The following is a 17,515-nucleotide window of genomic DNA, read 5'->3' on the forward strand; positions in this document are numbered from 1 at the left end:
ATGTCCCAGAAATGTCTTGCGGGGCCCGGCGGTAAGCGCGCCCCCTGTGTCCGTCGTACTCAACGGCCAACTCCCATTTTGCCTTGCGCCCCACCTGACGCGATGGGCGCATAAGCAGCACGCGGATGAAGACCGGACAAGAGTTAAGGGTAAATTGGCGCCGAGGTGGCTTGCCGCCCCCCCTGACGGCAGGATAGGCCCGCCGGACAGGCGGCAGGTAAAAGCATGACGACTCGGCGCGCGACCCTGATCGGATTGGCCGGCGGCCTGGCCGCGGCCGCCTGCTCGCGCGCGCCCACAGTGACGGGCGACGTAGTCGCCGCGGGCCAACCCGCCGCCCTGCTGATCTGGGCCGTCGCCCGCGAGCGGCTGGCGGGATGGCCGCGCAAGCCGGACCCCGAATGCCTGGCCGGACTGGCGCCCGGCGCCGCGGCGCTGCCCGAGCTGGGCGGGCTGGCCGGACCGGGACGGCAGGCCGGACTGGAAGCCATCGCCGCCCTGCGCCCGAGCCTGATTCTCGACTACGGCGACACCGATGCGCAGAACGTCCAGCGCGGGGTCCGGATCAAGGCGCGGTTGAACCTGCCCTGGACCCTGATCGACGGCGCCCTGACCCGCATTCCCGAAGCCTTCCGACAAGCCGGAGGGCTGCTCGGCGCCGCCGAGCGCGGCGCCAGCCTGGCCGACGACGCCGAACGGGTGCTGGCCGACTGGCGCAGGTCGCCGCCGGGCCGAAGCTTCTACTACGCCCGCGGCGCCGACGGGCTGGAGACCGGCTTCCGCGGCGCCCTGGCTACCGAGGTGCTCGAGGGCGCCGGCTGGACCAATGTCGCGGTCGGCGCGACCGACATCGGACGGGTCACCCGCGAACAAATCATCGCCTGGGACCCCGAAGTGCTGGTCACCCTGAACGAGGGCTTCGCGCGTACCGCCCTGCACAGCGAGGTCTGGCGCCGCCGTTCCAACGGCGGGATGCGCCGCATCCTGCTGCTGCCCGACAAGCCGTTCGGCTGGATCGACCGGCCGCCGTCGGTGAACCGTCTGCTGGGCTGCGCCTGGCTGGCCTCTCCCGGCGACAGCGCCATGGCGCTGGCCATGCTGAGCCGCCGCCTCTACGGGCTGGCCCCGGCCGAAATCCGCCGCCCGCAATGGCTCGATTGAGAGGCGTTCCAGCCTGGGTCCCGACCGCCGCCCTGACGCTGGCGGCCCTCGCCGCCGCGACCGCCGTCCTGTGCTCCGGCCCGCTGTCGGTCGCCCCGGCCGACCTCGCCGCCGCCCTGTTCGGACGCGGCTCGCCCGAGGCGGAGCTGGCCCTGGCCCTGCGCGGCCCCCGCCTGCTCGCGGCCCTGACCTGCGGCGCGGCGCTGGCGGGCGCGGGGGCGGGCTTTCAGATACTGTTCCGCAACCCCCTGGCCTCGCCCGACCTGCTCGGCGTCTCTTCCGGCGCGGGCTTCGGCGCGGCGGTCGCCCTGCTGCTGGGCGCCGGGGTCTTCATGACCCAGACCGCCGCCTTCATCGGCGGGCTCGCCGCCGGGGCGCTGGCGGTCGGCTGCGCGGCGCTGACCCGCAGCGGCGACGGGCGGCTGGCCCTCATCCTGTGCGGGGTGGTGGCCGGCGCGCTGGCCTCCGCCGGACTGGGGCTCGTGGTCACCCTGGCCGAGCCCTATTCCCAGCTTCCGGCCATCACCTACTGGCTGCTGGGCTCCTTCACCCGCGCCACCTTGTCGGAGGCGGCCCTCGCCCTGGTCCCCGCCGCGCTGGGGGCCGTGATCCTGCTATGGCTGGGTTTCCGGCTGGACGTGCTGTCTCTGGGGGACGAGCAGGCGCGCTCATTGGGCCTGCCCGCGCGGCCCCTGCGCATCCTCGCCCTGTGCGCCGCCGCCCTGATGACCTCCGCGGCGGTGGCCGTGGCCGGCGTGGTCGGCTGGATCGGCCTGCTGGCGCCCCACGCCGCGCGGCTGGTCGTCGGCGAACAGGCCGGGCGGCTGATCCCCGCCGCCATGGCGATGGGCGCCCTGTTCGCCCTTGTCATCGACCGCCTGGCCTCGGCCTTCGGCCCCGCGGAGCTGCCCGTCGGCCTGCTGTCCGCCGCCGTCGGCGCGCCGGCCTTCCTGCTGCTGTTCGTGATCAGCGCGAGGCGGGCATGAGCCTGATCCTAGAACAACTGGTCGCGGGCCGCCGCGGCTTCCGCCTGCCGCTGCTCGATCTGGCCGTCGCGCCGGGCGAGGTCGTGGCCCTGATCGGTCCCAACGGCGCCGGCAAGACCACCCTGCTGAAGACCGTCGCGGGCCTGCTGCCCCCGCTGCACGGCCGTACCGTGGGGGCCGGACCGGCCGCCTATCTGCCGCCGCCGGGCGCCGTGTCGGCCGGCTTCTCCGCCCTGCATGTGGCCGCCCTGGGCCGGGCGGGACGGCGGCGCTGGTCCTCGGCCCTCGCCCCCGACGACCTGGACGCCGCCCGCGCCGCCCTCGTCCGGCTCGAGGTCGCCGATCTCGCGGACCGCCCTTTCGACCGCCTGTCCAGCGGCCAGCAGCAGCTGGTCCTGATCGCCCGCCTGTTCGTGCAGGACGCCGCCGTCTGCCTGCTGGATGAACCCCTGGCTCTGCTCGACCCCGCCCACAGCCTGCAGGTCGAGACCGCGATCCGGGCGCTGGCGGGCGAGGGGCGCGCCGTCATCGCCTCCACCCACCATCTGCCCTTCGCCGTGCGCGCCGACAGGGTGTTGTCGCTGGGACCGGACTGGATCGAATCGGCGAGCCCCGCAGCCGCCCTCGCGCCCGACCGCCTGCGCGCCTTGTTCGGGGTCGAGACCACCGCCTGCCCCTGCTGCGGCCATGCTGTCTCCTGAGCCCTTGAGTTGACGGCCCGGGTGGCCGACCCTGCGGTCATGACCCGTCTCCGCCTCGCCCTGGCCGCCGCCGTCTTCGCCCTGATCGCCGCGCCCGCCGCGGCGCAGGAGACGCCCCGCTGGTCCTTCGCCATCCACGGCGGCGCCGGGGTCATCGAGCGCGCCAGCCTGACGCCCGAGCAGGACGCCGCCTACCGCGCCGCCCTGCACCGCGCGCTGGAGGCCGGACAGACGATCCTGGCCGACGGCGGCTCGGCGCTGGACGCCATCCAGGCGGCGATCCAGGTCATGGAGGACGATCCGCTGTTCAACGCCGGACGCGGCGCCGTCTTCACCGCCGAGGGCCGCAACGAGCTGGACGCCGCGGTCATGGACGGCGCGACCCTGAACGCCGGATCGGTCGCCGGCCTGACCACCACCCGCCACCCCATCGGCGCCGCCCGCGCGGTGATGGAGCAATCGCCCCACGTCATGCTGATCGGCCCGGGCGCCGACAGCTTCGCGGCATCCGTCGGACTGGAGCAGGTCGATCCGAGCTTCTTCTTCACCGAGCGCCGCTGGCGGGGACTGGAGACCGCCCTGCGCGCCCAGAACCTGCCGATCCCGCCCCGTCCCGCCGGCGCGCCGGGACCGCAGGCCGCCAACGACCTGCCGCAGCCGCCCCTGAACGAGCGCAAATTCGGCACCGTCGGCGCGGTCGCGCTTGACCAGCAGGGCCGTCTCGCCGCCGGCACCTCCACCGGCGGCATGACCGCCAAACGCTGGGGCCGCGTCGGCGACGTGCCGGTGATCGGCGCCGGCACCTACGCCTCCAACGCCGACGGCTGCGCGGTCTCGGCGACCGGCTCGGGCGAGTATTTCATCCGCGCGACCGTGGCGCGGGACATCTGTGTCAGCACGCGGGGAGGCGCGACCGCGCAGGCGGCGGCCGAGACCGAGATCGCGGATGTGGGCTCGATCGGCGGCGACGGGGGCGTAATCGTCATGGGCCGCGACGGAGCGCCCGCCTTCGCCATGAACACCTCCGGCATGTATCGCGGCGCCGTCTCCAGCTCCGCGCCGGCCCAGGTCGCCATCTATGGCGATGAGGACCTCCAGCCGTGACCGCCGCCATCGATCTGACCGAGAAGTTCGCCGCCTTCTCCGATCACTGGCGGCCGCGCGTCGCCGCCCAGCTGAATGGTCAGGACGTTCGGCTGGTGAAGGTGCAGGGCGTCTTTCCGTGGCACAGCCACGCCGACGCCGAGGAGATGTTCCTGGTCTGGAAGGGGCGCTTCCGGGTCGAGTTCCGCGACCGGATCGTCACCCTCGACCCCGGCCAGTTCATCGTCGTGCCGCGCGGTGTCGAACACCGCACCGCCGCCGACGAGGAGGCCGAGGTGATGATCTTCGAGCCGTCCGAGGTCGTCAACACCGGCGACGCACCCGTCTCCGACTTCACCGCTCCGTCGGGACAGACCGTATGACCGCCCGCGACACCCCCGGCGTCCTCGCCCCGCCGCCGCTGATCTATCTCGCCTTCCTTCTGGCGGGCTGGGGTCTGGGCCAGCTGTTCCACGACTCCTCGCTGGGGCTGGACACCAACCTGCGCCGCGGTCTGGCGTTCGGCCTCGTGGTCGGCGGCCTGCTGATCGAAATGATCGCCCTCGGCCGATTCCGCCGCTGGGGCACCGCGCCCGAGCCGTGGAAGCCCTCGACCGCCCTGATCACCGACGGCCTGTATCGCTTTAGCCGCAACCCGATCTACATCGGCTTCGCCGTCATCCATGTGGGCTTCGCGGTCGCCATGGACAGCTCGGCGGCGCTCGCCGCACTTCTGCCTTGCCTGGTCGTCATCCACCGCTTCGTGATCCTGCGCGAGGAACGCTACCTCTCGCAGAAATTCGGCGCCGCCTGGGACGCCTATCGCTCGAAGGTGCGCCGATGGCTGTGAACGAAGACGAACTGTCCGTGGTGGCCATCGAGGAGCTGGACGCCGCCTGCGCCCTGCCGTGGCCCGACATGAAGGCCGTCACGCCTTGGGGCGACACCTATGAGGGCGTCGCGCCGTCCGGCCGCGAGGTCGAGATCGAGCGCCGCTACCTGTGGGCCCACCAGCCCGAGGGCGCCATCGCCGTCGAGGTCGAGGTGCGCCTGATCGGGGGCCGCGAAGGCGCCGAGGCCAAGGCCTTGATCCACCCGCCCGGCTGAATCCACAAAACCGTTAACCTTTTCCCGTTGCCAAGCGCTGCCGTCGGCGCAGAATGCCGTTCGGTCCTCTCAGCGGGTATTGCATGTCCTACGGCCCAGACTTCGCCACGGCCGATCCGGCCAACGCCCCGCTCGACGCCCCCCTCTATCTGGGCGCGGACCCGGTGCTGTGGGGCGCCCTGATCCTGCTGTTGCTCGCCGCCGTCCTGATGGGCTGGTTCCTCGGCGCGCGCGCTGCGCCGAAGACCGGCGACGCCTCGGCCTCGATCTGGAAGGCCATCGACGGCGCGGCCAAGGACGCCATGAAGGCGGACGACAGCGCCCTCAAGGGCCGGGCCGAACATCTGCTGGGCGTGGTCGACAACCGTCTGGGCAAGACCCTGGCGCTCGCCGGCGGCAAGGACGGCCTGTCCGCGTGCGTGAAGGCCCTGCGCTCCGCCGTCGACGGCAAGCTGCCCGAGAAGCCCAAGGACAGCCACGACGCTCCGAAGGCCGACCCTGACAAGGCCCATGACGGCCATGGTCATAACGACAAGCCTGCCGACGACCACGGCCATGGCCCGACCGCCAGCGCCGCGACGGCCAACATCACCATCAACGTCGCCCCGCCGGCGCCCGCCAAGCCGGACAAGCCCCACCACGATCACCATCCGGCCCCCGCACCGCGTAAGGAGATGACGGTGCGCGAACAGACCGACGCCCTGCGCCTCGCCGTCGCAGCCTTCAATGAACACTGGCGGCACGAGAAGGCCCGCATCCGGGCGCTGCGGGCCGCGCTGGCCGAGCTGTCCGGCGTCGACGGGCCGCGTTTCAGCCACGACTGACGACACGATCCCGCGACAGGCGGTTTCCCGAACGCCGGAAACCGCTTAAGCCGGAAACATGAAACTCGCCTCGCTCAAGCACGGTCGTGACGGCCGCCTCGTTCTCGTTTCCAGCGACCTCGCCTGGTTTACCGACGCCTTCCTGATCGCGCCGACCCTGCAGGCGGCGCTGGACAACTGGGACCGGGTCGAGCCCGACCTGCGGGCCCTGGCTGAAAGCCTGGAGCACGGCGGCGTGCCGCGCGGCCGCTTCCACGAGCGCGACGCCGCCTCGCCCCTGCCCCGCGCCTACCAGTGGGCGGACGGCTCGGCCTATGTGAACCACGTCGCCCTGGTGCGTCAGGCCCGCAACGCCGAAATGCCCGACAGCTTCTGGACCGATCCCCTGATGTATCAGGGCGGTTCGGACGGTTTCCTCGCCCCGCGCGACGCCATCCCGCTGGCCGACGAAAGCTGGGGATGTGATCTCGAGGCCGAGATCGTCGTCGTCACCGGCGACGTGCCCCAGGGCGTGACCCGCGAAGAGGCCCTGTCGCACATCCGCCTGGTCGGCCTGGTCAACGATGTGTCGCTGCGCAACCTGATCCCGGCCGAGCTGGGCAAGGGCTTCGGCTTCGTCCAGTCCAAGCCCGCCAGCGCCCTGTCGCCGGTCTTCGTCACCCCCGACGCCCTCGGCGATCGCTGGGTCGACGGCAAGCTGCACGGCGCCCTTGCGGTCCAGCTGAACGGCGAGGACTTCGGCAAAGCCGACGCCGGGGTCGACATGACCTTCGACTTTGGAACCCTGATCGCCCACCTGGCAAAGACCCGCGCCCTGTGCGCCGGCACGGTGATCGGTTCGGGCACCGTTTCGAACCGCGACGCCGACGGCGGCCCAGGCAAGCCGGTGTCCGAGGGCGGCCTCGGCTACTCCTGCATCGCCGAGGTCCGCACGGTCGAGACCATCCTGCGCGGCAAGCCCGAAACGGCCTTCCTCAAGCATGGCGACACCGTTCGCATCGAGATGCTTGACGACAAGCACCACTCCATTTTCGGCGCCATCGAGCAAACTGTCGGTCCGGTTGCGGGCTGACGCCTTTTCGCCTTTCTGTCGGTGTTAAGCTTGGCCACGACAACAAGGGAATGGGGAGTAGACTAATGAACCGGAAGTCGCTTTGGCGCACGATCGGTATGGCCTGCATGGCGCTCGCAGCCGTGCCGGCCTTGGCCCAGGATGCGGGTGAGGATTGGGATTTCGGGCGCGATGAATCGCGGAACCTGAGCATCGCCGCCGTCACCTTCCAGAATTTCGGCGTCGCCGTACGCTGCGCCAACGACCGGCTGAGCGTCGTGGTCTCGGGCCTGCCTGCGGGCTCCGGCCGCCGGTCGCTGGGCTGGAGCCTCAACGGCGCCGCCGACCGGACTTCGCAATGGGTGTCGGCGCGCAACAGCACCTCGGCGTTCGCGGTCTGGCCGCGCAGCGTCGCCACCGACCTGAGCCATGGCGGTCGCCTCAATGTCTCCATCGCGGATGGAAGCCGAGTGCGCCGGTACGAGGTCGATATTCCGGCGTCCAACCAGGCCGTCGGGCGCGTCTTCGAGGCCTGCGGCCTCAGCCTGACCACCCCCGCCGATGTCGCGCCGTCCGGTGAAAGCTTCGTCGGCCTGCGTTGGGACCGCGCGCCGCGCCCCAGCCTCCCCAACCGTTCGGAAAGCTTCGAGGCCGGTCTGGCCGGGATCCAGTGCACGGTCCAGGCCGATGGATCGCTGCGCGGCTGCCGCGCCGAAAGCGAGTTCCCGGAAAACGGCGGCTTCGGGCGCGCCGCCGTGCTCGGCGCCCACCGTTCGGGTCGGGTGTCTCCGATCGTTCAGGGCGAGTCCATCGCCGGTCGGACGATCAGCTTCGTCACCAACTACGGGCAGCTCGAAGGCAACTACATGGAATCGCCGCCCAGCCGCCTGCCGGGCCGTGACGAGATCTACAATCCGCAGCGCGTGACCCCCAACTAGGTCTCGAACGCCGGCCCGTCTTTACGCGGGCTCAGGACGGACTAAGCTTCCCCCGTTCGCCGATCAGCGCGAACGGGGGAAGTCTTCGTGACACAAGCACAACTCATTCCGCTCATCGCCATCGCGGTGGTGATCCCGCTCGTCCTGCTGCGCAATCGCAGACCCCGGACCCTGCGCATCGAGTACATGTGGGTGGCGCCCCTGCTGGTCGTGGCCGCCATCGGCTTCGGCATCTGGGGCATGACCGTCAGCGGGCGCGGCCACGCGCCGGTCGAGCCTCTGTCCCTGCTGATCCTCGCCGTCGGCCTGGCGCTGGGCTGCGCCTTCGGCTGGCAGCGCGGCAAGATGACCACGATCTACAAGGAGCCGGACGGCACGCTGAAGGCCCAGGCCTCGCCCATCGGCCTGGTCATCATCATCGCCATCCTGATCGCGCGCCAGACGCTGCGCCCGTGGCTCGAGGCTCACGCCGCCGACTGGCACGTCAATCCGCTCGCCATTCTCGAGGCCTTCATGCTGTTCGCCGCGGGGACCGTCGTAGTCCAGCGCATCGAAATGTGGATCCGCGCCCGCAACATCCGCCACGGCGGCGCCGACGCCCATGTCGAGACCGAGGCCTGACACCCATGCGCCTGACCAAGACCCTTCTCGCCGCCGCCGTCTGCGCGCTCGGCGCCTCCCCCGCCCTCGCCCAGCAGGCGGCCGAGGATTGGGACCTGACCACCAACGCCGAACAGCAGCTGACCCTGGCCACGCTCGACTTCGGCGCCAACGTCCTGGCCCTGCGCTGCCGCGCGGGCGACCTGGACATGCTGGTGACCGGCGTCCCGGTCTCCACCGGCGCGACCCGCAAGGTGCAGGTGTCGGCCGGGGCCATCGCGGCCGAGGACCAGGTCTGGATCGCCCAGCCCGGCCAGCCCGTCCTGGGCGCCGACGAGCCCGCCCGGCTGGCGCGCCAGCTTCGCGCCGGCGGCGATCTGGACATCCGGCTGGATCCCGAAGGTCCGACCGATCGCTCGCACCGCTACCGCCTGACCGTCCCGGCCTCCGCCGCCGCGGTGGACGCCGTCCTGACCGCCTGCGCCAAACCGCTGGATGAGCCGCGGGACCTGGTGGTGCGCGTCTCCGAACCCGTCACCTGGAGCGCAATGCCCATCCCGGCCTTCCCAAGGAGTCCGGCCGCGCAGACCGCGGGCCGGGGACGGGTCGGTCTGTCCTGCATCGTCTCGCCGGAATGGGGGCTCACGGACTGTCGGGTCGAGAGCGAGACGCCACCGGACGCAGACTTCGGCGCCAGCGCGCTGCGAAGCGCCCGTGACGCGCGCCTGAATCCTTCGACGAACGGGACGGATATTCGTGGCCAGTTGCTGGTCTTCGCCATGCAGTTCGAACCGCCGGGCGGCCGGTGACCTGAGGCGAGTTGCATTCGTGCGACCGCCCCTGTAGGCGCAACGTCATGCGGGCGTGGTGAAACTGGTAGACGCGCCGGACTCAAAAAGCGGTTTCGCTTTCCTGCGTCAGCTCGCCGCACCACGTCGATTTTCGGTCCAGTACGCCTTCACTTGGCGACTCCATTCACAAGCGCCGCGCAAGCAGTTGAAACTGGCTTAGGTGCGCGATAGGAGCAGAGCGCGCTGACGCCTGTGCGGGTGTGGTGGAATTGGTAGACGCGCTGGACTCAAAATCCAGTTCCGAGAGGAGTGCCGGTTCGACCCCGGCCACCCGCACCACGCCTTCCTGAGGATGTCGGCTTCCCGCCAACAGCGGACATTAGCGCGCAGCCTGAAAGCAGGCATTCGAGCCGGGCTGAGGCCGAGGTCCGCTTTCGACCCATTGCGGACATTCGCCCATGCCCGCACTCTCGGAGCCCAGACCGAGGGAGTGGGTATGATCGCAGTACGTCGAGAGGCTTTGGGATATTTCGCGCGGGCCACTCCACCCCACGTCACGAGCGACTGGGCAAACCATGTTCCTCTGTCGAGGGACAATATGGTCAAGGCGCTCCGCGAGCACGGCGCGCACCTTCGAGACGCATGGGACGTAGTATTGGAGGCCGAAGCGTCGGCGACCGGCCAAGCTGAGCATGGAGGGCGATCGCCCCGCTGAATGTCCGCTTCCCAGCCTAGCGGACGTTCACGCTGCCTGGCTGATCAAGTCGGCGAAGCGCCAGCAGCGGACATTGACGCTCCGCCGGAAACCCGACATTGACGCGCCTTCGTCTGCTTGTTGGCAGGGAGCATGAGGCTCCTTCCCGCCCATCGCGGAAGTTAGGCCGGGTCGGCCTGCTCGTCACCGCCCGAGTTCAGATGCACCTAGGAAGCTGACGCCTGCACCCACTTGGCCAAGTCGAGCCCCTAGATCCTGCCTACCTTGGGCGCCCTGTTATGAACTACCGATAATCATTCAGAATTTATGCTCGATTGAGAAATACTCGTCCCGTTTATGGTTTCAATCCTAGAGAAAAACACCCCGAGAACCCCATTTGAATGCCGGATAGATCCACGACCACTCAGATCCGTCACAGCCATTCTATTTGGCGACCTCCCATAGATTAACCGCAGCAATTGAGATCTACCAACTACGTCGCCGCCATCAAACCTAACTGGGTAAGTCTGAGACGGACAATCTCGGCGACGAAAGTATATCTCCCCTATACCATCTGACGAAGCCGATCCAATGAGATCGATATTTTCATATGCGGTCGGTCGCGCATTGATGTCTGACACGTCGAGACATCCATCAGAAATAACAGTTGGTTTGGATAACGGCGCACAACCGATCAAAAGAGATGTGATAATTGTCAATCTGAGCATGGACTTGGAACCGTAGAACAATAAGAGTCGGTTGATGCGGTAGCGGCCGACAAGATCTCCGCGTCCTGCGCGGCCACGTCATCGGGCTGGTATACTTTCCACAAGGACGGCTCTCCCAAGCCCTCAGCAATATACGATTGTGCAGTATATGCACGAATTTCAGAACTCAGCGCTTGTTGCCGGGTTCCGCTGGCGGTTCCTCCCTGTGCCAGATCATCTTGACCATGCGTCCCTTCGTGGCCAAGCAATTCTGCAAAGGCTTGATCGTTGTAGCCTCCGTCCTCAATTGCGTAGCGAAGAGCTTCCTCGTTTATGCTGACGGTAATCTGCCCATCTCGCGCGACCGCTCCCATGAGGGGGCCATCAGCTGATCCTGTAATTTGAACCTGGTTATCAATGCCTTCCTCCCCGTAAGTGGAACGAATTGACTGAACTGCCGCGCGCCTCTCTGAGCCCTCGGGAAGCCCTCTGATTGCTCGATCCATCGCCACCAACCCCGCCCTTACCACGCTACACGCATTGGCGGAGGCTGTGCATTTATACATCCCCGTCGGATCGGTCGCGTTGACCGGATCCAGCCCCACGTACATATACAGGTTCGGATCATCCTTGGTCCCGACGGGATCCCGGCTCAGGAACTGCCCCAGATACGGCGAGTAGTACCGCGCCCGATAGTAGTAGAGCCCCGTCTCCGGATCGTACTCATGCCCGGTGTAGCCGAATGGGCTCTGCGCCGGCGGCGCGCCTTCGCCGTGCGGGGAGTAGGTCGCCGTCCCCACGGTCTTGCCGCTGGCGTCCGAGGTGGCGATCACCGAGCCTTGGTGGTCGGTATGATGCCAGTAGACGACGCCTGACGGCGTCACCGTCGCCAACCGAGCATCCATGGTCCCGGTCCCGTCCGGGATGAACCGCCGGATCAGGTCGCCGTTGACGTCGTACTCGGCCAGTTCGTCCGTGCCCGACCACAGGGTGCGGGTGGTGACCCCGTTGACCACCTTCTTGGTGCGGCGGTCGTCTGAGTCATAGTGGTAGCTGGCCGTCATCGGCGAGACCGCATTGTTCTCCACGATCCCGAGCCGGTGGCCGTAGGTGTAGTGATAGGTCCAGGTCACCGGCGCCCCGCCGCCGACCGGCGTGCGCACCTCTTGGTACAGGTCCCCGTCCCCGCTCCAGGTCAACGCCCGGCTTTCGACCGCGTCGCTGACCGAGGCGATGCGGTTCATGTTGCTGGCCGGACCGTAGGTGCGGGCATAGGCCAGGGTCGGCATCCACTCGAAGGTCGGCTGGTTCAGGCCGATGGAGGTGACCTTGCCCGCGGCGTCGCGGCCATAGGCGAAGCTGGTCGACCCCGGCCCCGTCCCGGCCACGAAGGCGTGGGTCAGGCCCGTCAGGTCATTGTCGATGTCGTAGCTGTAGCTGGTGTCCGCCGCCGCGCCCGGACGGTCGACGCCGGTGCGCCGACCGAGCGAGTCATGGCTGATCGTCACCGTCTGGGTCCCGGAGGCGCCCGGGAAGCTGACCGTCTGCACCCGGTTGGCCAGATCGAAGGTGTAGTTGATGGTCCAACCGCCCGGCTGGGTGATCGAGGTGCGGTTGCCGCGCCCGTCGGCATAGCCGTAGCCGGTCGTGAAGCTGAGCCCGCCCACGCCCTCGGGCCGCCACTGCTCGGCCGTCAGCCGGCCCAGGCCGTCATTGTAGGTGTAGTTGCGCACGTCCCGGCGCAGGCTGTCGTCGAACGTGGCGGTCGTGGTCTCCTGGTTGGACATGTCGCGCCAGACCGGACGCCCGGCCAGATCGTAGGAGGCCCGGCTGTTGCGGCCCTTCCACTGATAGGCCCTTTCGGAGTCACCGTACTCCCGCACGTGGAAGTCCCGGCCCATGGCGTCATAGAACAGGCTGGCCCGGTGGCCGCTGTTCTGTTTGCGGACCACGACCTGGCCGCGCTGGTCCATGGCGGTCCATTCCTCATTGGTATCGGCGAAGATCGTCTTCGCCGCGCGGCCCAGGCCGTCATAGACCTGCTGGGTCATGTTGCCGTTGGCGTCGATCTCGGCGCTCTGCAGGCCGGCGCCGTTGTACAGGAAACGCCGCCAGCGGGTCTCGGTGAAGGTCGCGTTGTCCGGCAGCTGGGTCCCGATCTCGCAGCTGTTCGCTGTCGCCCGCTGGAAGCGGTGGATCTCAGTCGGCTGGCCGGCGGCGTTGTAGGCCGTGCGCGTGGCCCGAAGCTCGGGGTCGATCGTCACGACCGGGCGGTTGACTAGGTCATAGCAGGTGCGGGCCGTGTCGCCCGAGGGATCGGTCACGGTCAGCGGCTGGTGCGTCAGCGAATAGGTCGTCGTGGTCGTGCGCCAGGTCGCCGCCGTCGCGTCCCACGACTTGACCTGGGTCAGGTCGCCCGCGTCGTCATAGACCCATTCCGTCCGGATGTTGGTCCCCGCCGGACCAGTCTCCTTCGTCTTGCGGCGCAGGGTGTCGTATTCCGTCGTGGTGGTCGCCCCGCCCACGGTGGCGCTGGTCACATTGCCCACGTCGTCACACACGAAGGTGCTTGCGATCCGGTCGGCGGGGCTCTGGGAGCCCTGCACGCTCTCGCGCAGGCAGAAGGCCGGCAGGCCGGAGCCGCCATAGGCCATGGTCGCCTCGATCCCGGTCGGATCCTGCGTCCGGGTCGGACGGCCGTAGCCGTCGAACCAGGTGCGCCACACGGCCTGGGCGTTCGTACCCGTCAAGCCGTTCTGCACGGTCGGCCCGGTCATCACATCGACCAGGCCCTGGCTGTTGTAGTGCAGCGTCCACTCCGGGCGGGTCGGATCGGCCGCCGTGGCCGGCAGGATGATCTTGGTCGGCAGGTTCCAGGTGGCGTCGTATTGCGCCTCGATCTCGATGGTCTGGCACCACCATTGGACCTGTTCCGCCGTCAGGCCGGCCGAACAGTTGTCGATCGGGGTCTGGCGGCGTTTGATCAAGTTGCCGCGCGGATCGAAGGTGAAGGCCGTTCGGTCCCCCCACGGCGTCTGGATCTCGGTCGTGCGGCCGGGTCCGTCATATTTGGCCCGCGAGGTGCGGCCCAGGGCGTCGGCCGAGGCGATCAGACGACCGTCCTCGTCGTAGGTTTGGCGAACCGTCAGCTTCTCCGGGGTCGTCGCGTTCTGCGCATCCAGGGCCGAGGAGAAGGTGGAGGTCGACGAATAGTAGATCGTCTTGCGGTTTTCCGCGTCGAACGCCTCGGCCACATACGGGGCCACCTGGCCGCCCACCGCCCGCCAGTCGAAGCGCGCCACCGGCGCGACGACACCGGCGTCCCGGACCTCGGTCAGCAGGTGCTGGTACTCGGTGAGCGCCGGGTTCACGCCCAGGGCGCCGGTCGGGGCGGCGTAGACATAGGTCCGCTCCCGCACGCCCGTGCGCTTGGCCTTGGTCAGTTGAAGGGCGCAGAAGTTCACGCCCTGCGGACACTCCCGCTCCTGGGTGAAGTCGACCGTCGCGGTCCCGGCCTGGACGCGCATCAGCCGGCCGCCGTCGCTCGCCTCCCTCTGGCATTGATCCACCGCCTGCCAGTAGCCCGCGCCCCGCTTCGGATACACGGCCAGCGCGGAGCTGTTGCACTGGGCGGTCCCCGCGGTGCTGGCCGACTGGCTGTGCGTGAAGGTCAGGACGGCGCCCAGATTGTTGGAGACCGTCTTCAGCATCGGCGGATTGGTCGCGTTGTAGTCGCCGTAGGCCAGGGTGATGACCACTCCGGTCGGGAAGGTCCAGCTGGTCGCCGCGCCGCGCAGCTCCTGCGGCGCCGTGACGTTGTCGTCCGGGTTGTCGATGTTGCGGAAGGTCATCACCGACCGGTCCGACAAGGTCCAGTTCAGCTCGGTGGAGCGCGGACCGATCGACGGCTCGCCGACCGGGGCCAGGCTCTGGGTCGGCGCGGCCGGATTGCGCCAGCTGCCGTCCACCAGCCGCACGAAGCGGCCGGTCTGGCCGCCGCCGGAGACGGTGACCACATTGTCAACGGCCTGAGCCTGCAGCCAGTCCATCGCGATCCCGGACACGACGGAGGCCTCGAGGGTGTCGGCGCGCCCGGCTTCCAGCGCGACCAGCGCCGCCATCAGCATGGGCGCCGCGGTCACGGTTTCGGCGTCCGGCAGAAGCGCTCCGATGTCGGTCGTATGGCCGACGGAGCTCTCCCAGTTGTGGGTCCAGCCCATGCCCAGCCCGCTGCCGCCCTGCACCGGGCCGGTGGAGACATAGCTGCGCGAGAAGCTCAGCGAATGGGGGAAGTCGCCCTGCCCGATCGACAGCTCGGTCCCTTCGCTGAAGGACATGCTGCCGGTGCGCAGATCCACCGCGCCCAGAAGCGAGTGCGAAACGTTGGCCGCGATGCGGCGGCTCTCTTCCTTGCCCAGATAGTCGAGCGGATCCGGGGTCTCGCCGGCGGCGCCCTTGAGCAGGAAGGCCGGCGTTCCGTCCGCGGCCGCTGCCTGCTGCATGATCCAGGCCTGTTCCGAGCCGTCGTTGCGGCGGGCGAGGAAGACGTTGTTCCCCGTGGTCGCGACGACCGTGAAGCCTCTGGTGAGATAGCGCTCGATCTCAGCCTTGGTTTCCGCCGTGATCGCGCCCGGCAGCCCCGAACTGGAGCCGGCCGTCGTCAGCACCTGCAACCCGGATGCGGCCCCGAGCCGCCGCGGCGCCGTGGAGAATTTCCGTGTCTGGGGCGACCCCAGCACATGCTCGGCCTCGGTCTGCATCAGCGCCAGCGCCTCGCCCGTCACCGACAGGGCGGCCAGGGCCGACAGGATATGATGCGGCTGGTCCGTCCCTTGCGTCCCGATGGCCACGGCGGTGTCGATATCCAGGGCGATGTCGCCGCCGGGATTGCTGGCCAGACCGATCGAGTGCTGGTGGAAGATCCGCGCGCCCGACAGAGGCTCGATCACGCGCACCGTCTTGTCGAACAGGTCCGTCCAGGCGTTGACCAGTCCGTCCTTGCGCCAGGACAGTTCCGTCACCAGGCTGAGGTCACTGAACCGGTTCTGCGGCGGCGTTCCGTCCGCCCAATACCGCCACGGCTCGACGATCTGTCCTTCGCATTCCTCGGCCGTGAGAATGGGATCCTCGCCGACCGGATGGTAGCAGTCGGCGTATCTGGCGCCGTCGGTCGGCATCAGGCGATGCAGATGGATGGGGTCGTCCGCCGTCGCCCACGCCGCCTTGCGACCGCCGTTCCCGCCCGCGGTCCGGACAATCAGGTCCTCGCGCCGGGTCGGCTGCAGCGTCTTGGCGACCGTCTCGTCGCCGAAGGTGCCCGCGGACCAGGGCTGACTTGAGCCGTCCACACCGGTGCGGCGCGCCGCGTACGGGTGATTGATCGAGATATCCAGCCGCCGCGCCTGGGCGTCGAAGGCCGTCTGCCCAGGGTCGGTTCCGCAGATCACCTGCGCGCCGTCGCACTGGGCGGGGTCCAGGCCGCCTCCGAAGTAGGCCGTCGCGCGTCCGTCGATATGTTCGCGCTTGCGGACCGCCACGACCAGCGCCCGCCCCTGAAGCTGCGCCTGGGTGCGCCAGCCATAGATGCTGGGCAGGTCGAAGGTGTGATCGAAGCCGGCGGTCTGCAGGCGCACGGTCGCGCGATAAGGCGCGGGCACGTCGCCCGCCCAACGCGCGGACACGCTCGCCTGATAGGGCGTCGCCGCCACACGGGGCGCCGCCTCCGTGCGGTTGACCTCCCAGCCCCCGGCGAGCTGCTTGAGCGACCTGCCGCTGTGATCCGTGATCAGGGCGTTCTGCAAGGTCGTGGCGTAGCCGGCCACGTCGTTCTGGATGTTGGTCGCGTTGACGCCGTTGAGCGCGCCGCCGCTGACCGACACCCCGGACGAGACGTTGGTCCAGGCGGCGGAGCGCGAGGTTCCCGCGGCGTCCCACAGGTCGATGCCGGCGACCTTGGTGTTGGTCTTGAGCGAGGGATCGAAGGCGTACCAGGTTCCGCCGATCTCAGCCTCGACCCACAGGTGCAGCATGGCCACGCCGCTGACGTCGCCGGACATCGCGCCGCAATCGGTCGCGCCGTTGACGGTGGCGGGGGTGCCCGCCGCCGCCAGCAGCAGGCAGGCCTGCTTGGCGTTATCGACGCGCAGGATCGACTTGGCGTCCGCCCCCGACAGATTGACCTGCCCCAGCACGAAGCGCGCCTGATAGCCTGAGGCGCGCAGCAACTCGGCCATCAGCTGCGACTGGTCGAACGACCCGCCCGAGCCGTCCAGCAGCACGCCGTCAGCGCCCTTGTGCAGACCGAACTGCGGCTCGAACAGGATCGAGTTGTAGACGAACTGATAGATGCGGTCGGGGTCGTTCTCCAGCGCCCGAGCCAGGGCCGTGATCCGCGCGCTCGGCGCCGTCGCCGTCGGCGAGGCAGGAGAACCATAGACGGTCGCCACATCCGCGCCGCCCGGCGCTGTCAGCGCTTGCTGCACCGACAGGCGGAAGCCTGGGAGACCGGAGGCATTATAGCCGGACAGGGTATAACCGGGAGGCGTCTGAGCCCGCGCGCCCAGCCGCGAGGCGGAGAACAGCACCCCCGCCGCGCCACCGATCGCGACGATCCCGGCGAGCCCGCCGATCAGGACGCGACGAAGACCGATGCGGCCCGCAACTCGGCGGACGCCCTCAACACCCAACACCAAGACGGCTTCCCCCGAACGCTACCGTAACGCTTGGACACAAGCCGATGGCGAGGGCGGTGGGAAGCGAAAACTTCACGGAAGACGCGCGTCGGGCGACGCAGGGCTGGAGGGCACCAGGAGCGGACATTGGACCACCGCCTGGAACTAGTCTTCTAGCGACCAATCTCTGGTTCTCGTCGC

13 protein-coding genes and 1 tRNA gene are annotated in these 17,515 nt (G+C 69.0%); 13 read left to right on the forward strand and 1 reads right to left on the reverse strand.

The annotated features are described in order from the left end of the window. The first annotated feature begins 225 nt into the window (after positions 1-225). The 13 genes from AC07NB_RS06750 to AC07NB_RS06810 all read left to right on the forward strand — a co-directional run bounded on the left by AC07NB_RS06750 (position 226) and on the right by AC07NB_RS06810 (position 9,581). A complete protein-coding gene (locus AC07NB_RS06750; RefSeq protein WP_494571819.1) occupies positions 226-1,161 on the forward strand; it encodes a TroA family protein in 936 nt (311 codons plus the stop codon). Then, positions 1,158-2,147 carry a FecCD family ABC transporter permease gene (locus AC07NB_RS06755; protein ID WP_492314030.1) on the forward strand — a complete coding sequence of 330 codons (990 nt, stop codon included), beginning with the start codon at positions 1,158-1,160 and terminating at the stop codon, positions 2,145-2,147. Before AC07NB_RS06750 ends, AC07NB_RS06755 begins: the two co-directional genes overlap by 4 nt. Next, a complete protein-coding gene (locus AC07NB_RS06760; protein WP_494571820.1) occupies positions 2,144-2,848 on the forward strand; it encodes an ABC transporter ATP-binding protein in 705 nt (234 codons plus the stop codon). The genes AC07NB_RS06755 and AC07NB_RS06760 overlap by 4 nt, the downstream gene beginning before the upstream one ends. A gap of 39 nt (positions 2,849-2,887) precedes the next feature. Further along, entirely contained in the window at positions 2,888-3,952 is a 1,065-nt protein-coding gene (locus AC07NB_RS06765; protein ID WP_492314032.1) for an isoaspartyl peptidase/L-asparaginase family protein, read from the forward strand. Continuing rightward, on the forward strand, positions 3,949-4,314 hold the full coding sequence (locus tag AC07NB_RS06770; protein ID WP_494571821.1) for a cupin domain-containing protein: 366 nt from the start codon (positions 3,949-3,951) through the stop codon (positions 4,312-4,314). The genes AC07NB_RS06765 and AC07NB_RS06770 overlap by 4 nt, the downstream gene beginning before the upstream one ends. Next, entirely contained in the window at positions 4,311-4,781 is a 471-nt protein-coding gene (locus AC07NB_RS06775) for a methyltransferase family protein (RefSeq protein ID WP_291837584.1), read from the forward strand. The genes AC07NB_RS06770 and AC07NB_RS06775 overlap by 4 nt, the downstream gene beginning before the upstream one ends. Then, positions 4,772-5,038, forward strand: coding sequence for a hypothetical protein (locus tag AC07NB_RS06780; protein ID WP_291837587.1), 267 nt, complete (start codon positions 4,772-4,774; stop codon positions 5,036-5,038). Before AC07NB_RS06775 ends, AC07NB_RS06780 begins: the two co-directional genes overlap by 10 nt. Before the next feature lie 83 nt (positions 5,039-5,121). Beyond that, entirely contained in the window at positions 5,122-5,862 is a 741-nt protein-coding gene (locus AC07NB_RS06785) for a hypothetical protein (protein WP_494571822.1), read from the forward strand. 58 nt (positions 5,863-5,920) lie between these two features. Further along, positions 5,921-6,934 (forward strand): fumarylacetoacetate hydrolase family protein, encoded by a 1,014-nt coding sequence (locus AC07NB_RS06790; protein WP_291837593.1) that lies wholly within the window; start codon positions 5,921-5,923, stop codon positions 6,932-6,934. Between the two features lie 65 nt (positions 6,935-6,999). Continuing rightward, entirely contained in the window at positions 7,000-7,851 is an 852-nt protein-coding gene (locus AC07NB_RS06795; RefSeq protein ID WP_494571823.1) for a hypothetical protein, read from the forward strand. A gap of 87 nt (positions 7,852-7,938) precedes the next feature. Next, entirely contained in the window at positions 7,939-8,472 is a 534-nt protein-coding gene (locus tag AC07NB_RS06800) for a CcdC protein domain-containing protein (protein ID WP_494571824.1), read from the forward strand. A 5-nt stretch (positions 8,473-8,477) separates the two neighbouring features. Then, positions 8,478-9,260 carry an energy transducer TonB gene (locus AC07NB_RS06805; protein ID WP_494571825.1) on the forward strand — a complete coding sequence of 261 codons (783 nt, stop codon included), beginning with the start codon at positions 8,478-8,480 and terminating at the stop codon, positions 9,258-9,260. 236 nt (positions 9,261-9,496) lie between these two features. Then, positions 9,497-9,581: transfer RNA gene (locus tag AC07NB_RS06810), tRNA-Leu, on the forward strand. Positions 9,582-10,651: 1,070 nt separating this feature from the next. Here AC07NB_RS06810 and AC07NB_RS06815 read toward each other — a convergent pair. Further along, positions 10,652-17,332 carry an RHS repeat-associated core domain-containing protein gene (locus AC07NB_RS06815; protein WP_494571826.1) on the reverse strand — a complete coding sequence of 2,227 codons (6,681 nt, stop codon included), beginning with the start codon at positions 17,330-17,332 and terminating at the stop codon, positions 10,652-10,654. Between the last annotated feature and the right edge of the window lie 183 nt (positions 17,333-17,515).

The organism is Brevundimonas sp. GW821-FHT09G01 (assembly GCF_059416065.1).

Coding starts and splice junctions, on each gene's coding strand:
- AC07NB_RS06750 (WP_494571819.1), top strand. CDS start 226: ATGACGACTCGGCGCGCGACCCTGATCGGATTGGCCGGCGGCCTGGCC.
- AC07NB_RS06760 (WP_494571820.1), top strand. CDS start 2,144: ATGAGCCTGATCCTAGAACAACTGGTCGCGGGCCGCCGCGGCTTCCGC.
- AC07NB_RS06765 (WP_492314032.1), top strand. CDS start 2,888: ATGACCCGTCTCCGCCTCGCCCTGGCCGCCGCCGTCTTCGCCCTGATC.
- AC07NB_RS06775 (WP_291837584.1), top strand. CDS start 4,311: ATGACCGCCCGCGACACCCCCGGCGTCCTCGCCCCGCCGCCGCTGATC.
- AC07NB_RS06780 (WP_291837587.1), top strand. CDS start 4,772: ATGGCTGTGAACGAAGACGAACTGTCCGTGGTGGCCATCGAGGAGCTG.
- AC07NB_RS06785 (WP_494571822.1), top strand. CDS start 5,122: ATGTCCTACGGCCCAGACTTCGCCACGGCCGATCCGGCCAACGCCCCG.
- AC07NB_RS06790 (WP_291837593.1), top strand. CDS start 5,921: ATGAAACTCGCCTCGCTCAAGCACGGTCGTGACGGCCGCCTCGTTCTC.
- AC07NB_RS06795 (WP_494571823.1), top strand. CDS start 7,000: ATGAACCGGAAGTCGCTTTGGCGCACGATCGGTATGGCCTGCATGGCG.
- AC07NB_RS06805 (WP_494571825.1), top strand. CDS start 8,478: ATGCGCCTGACCAAGACCCTTCTCGCCGCCGCCGTCTGCGCGCTCGGC.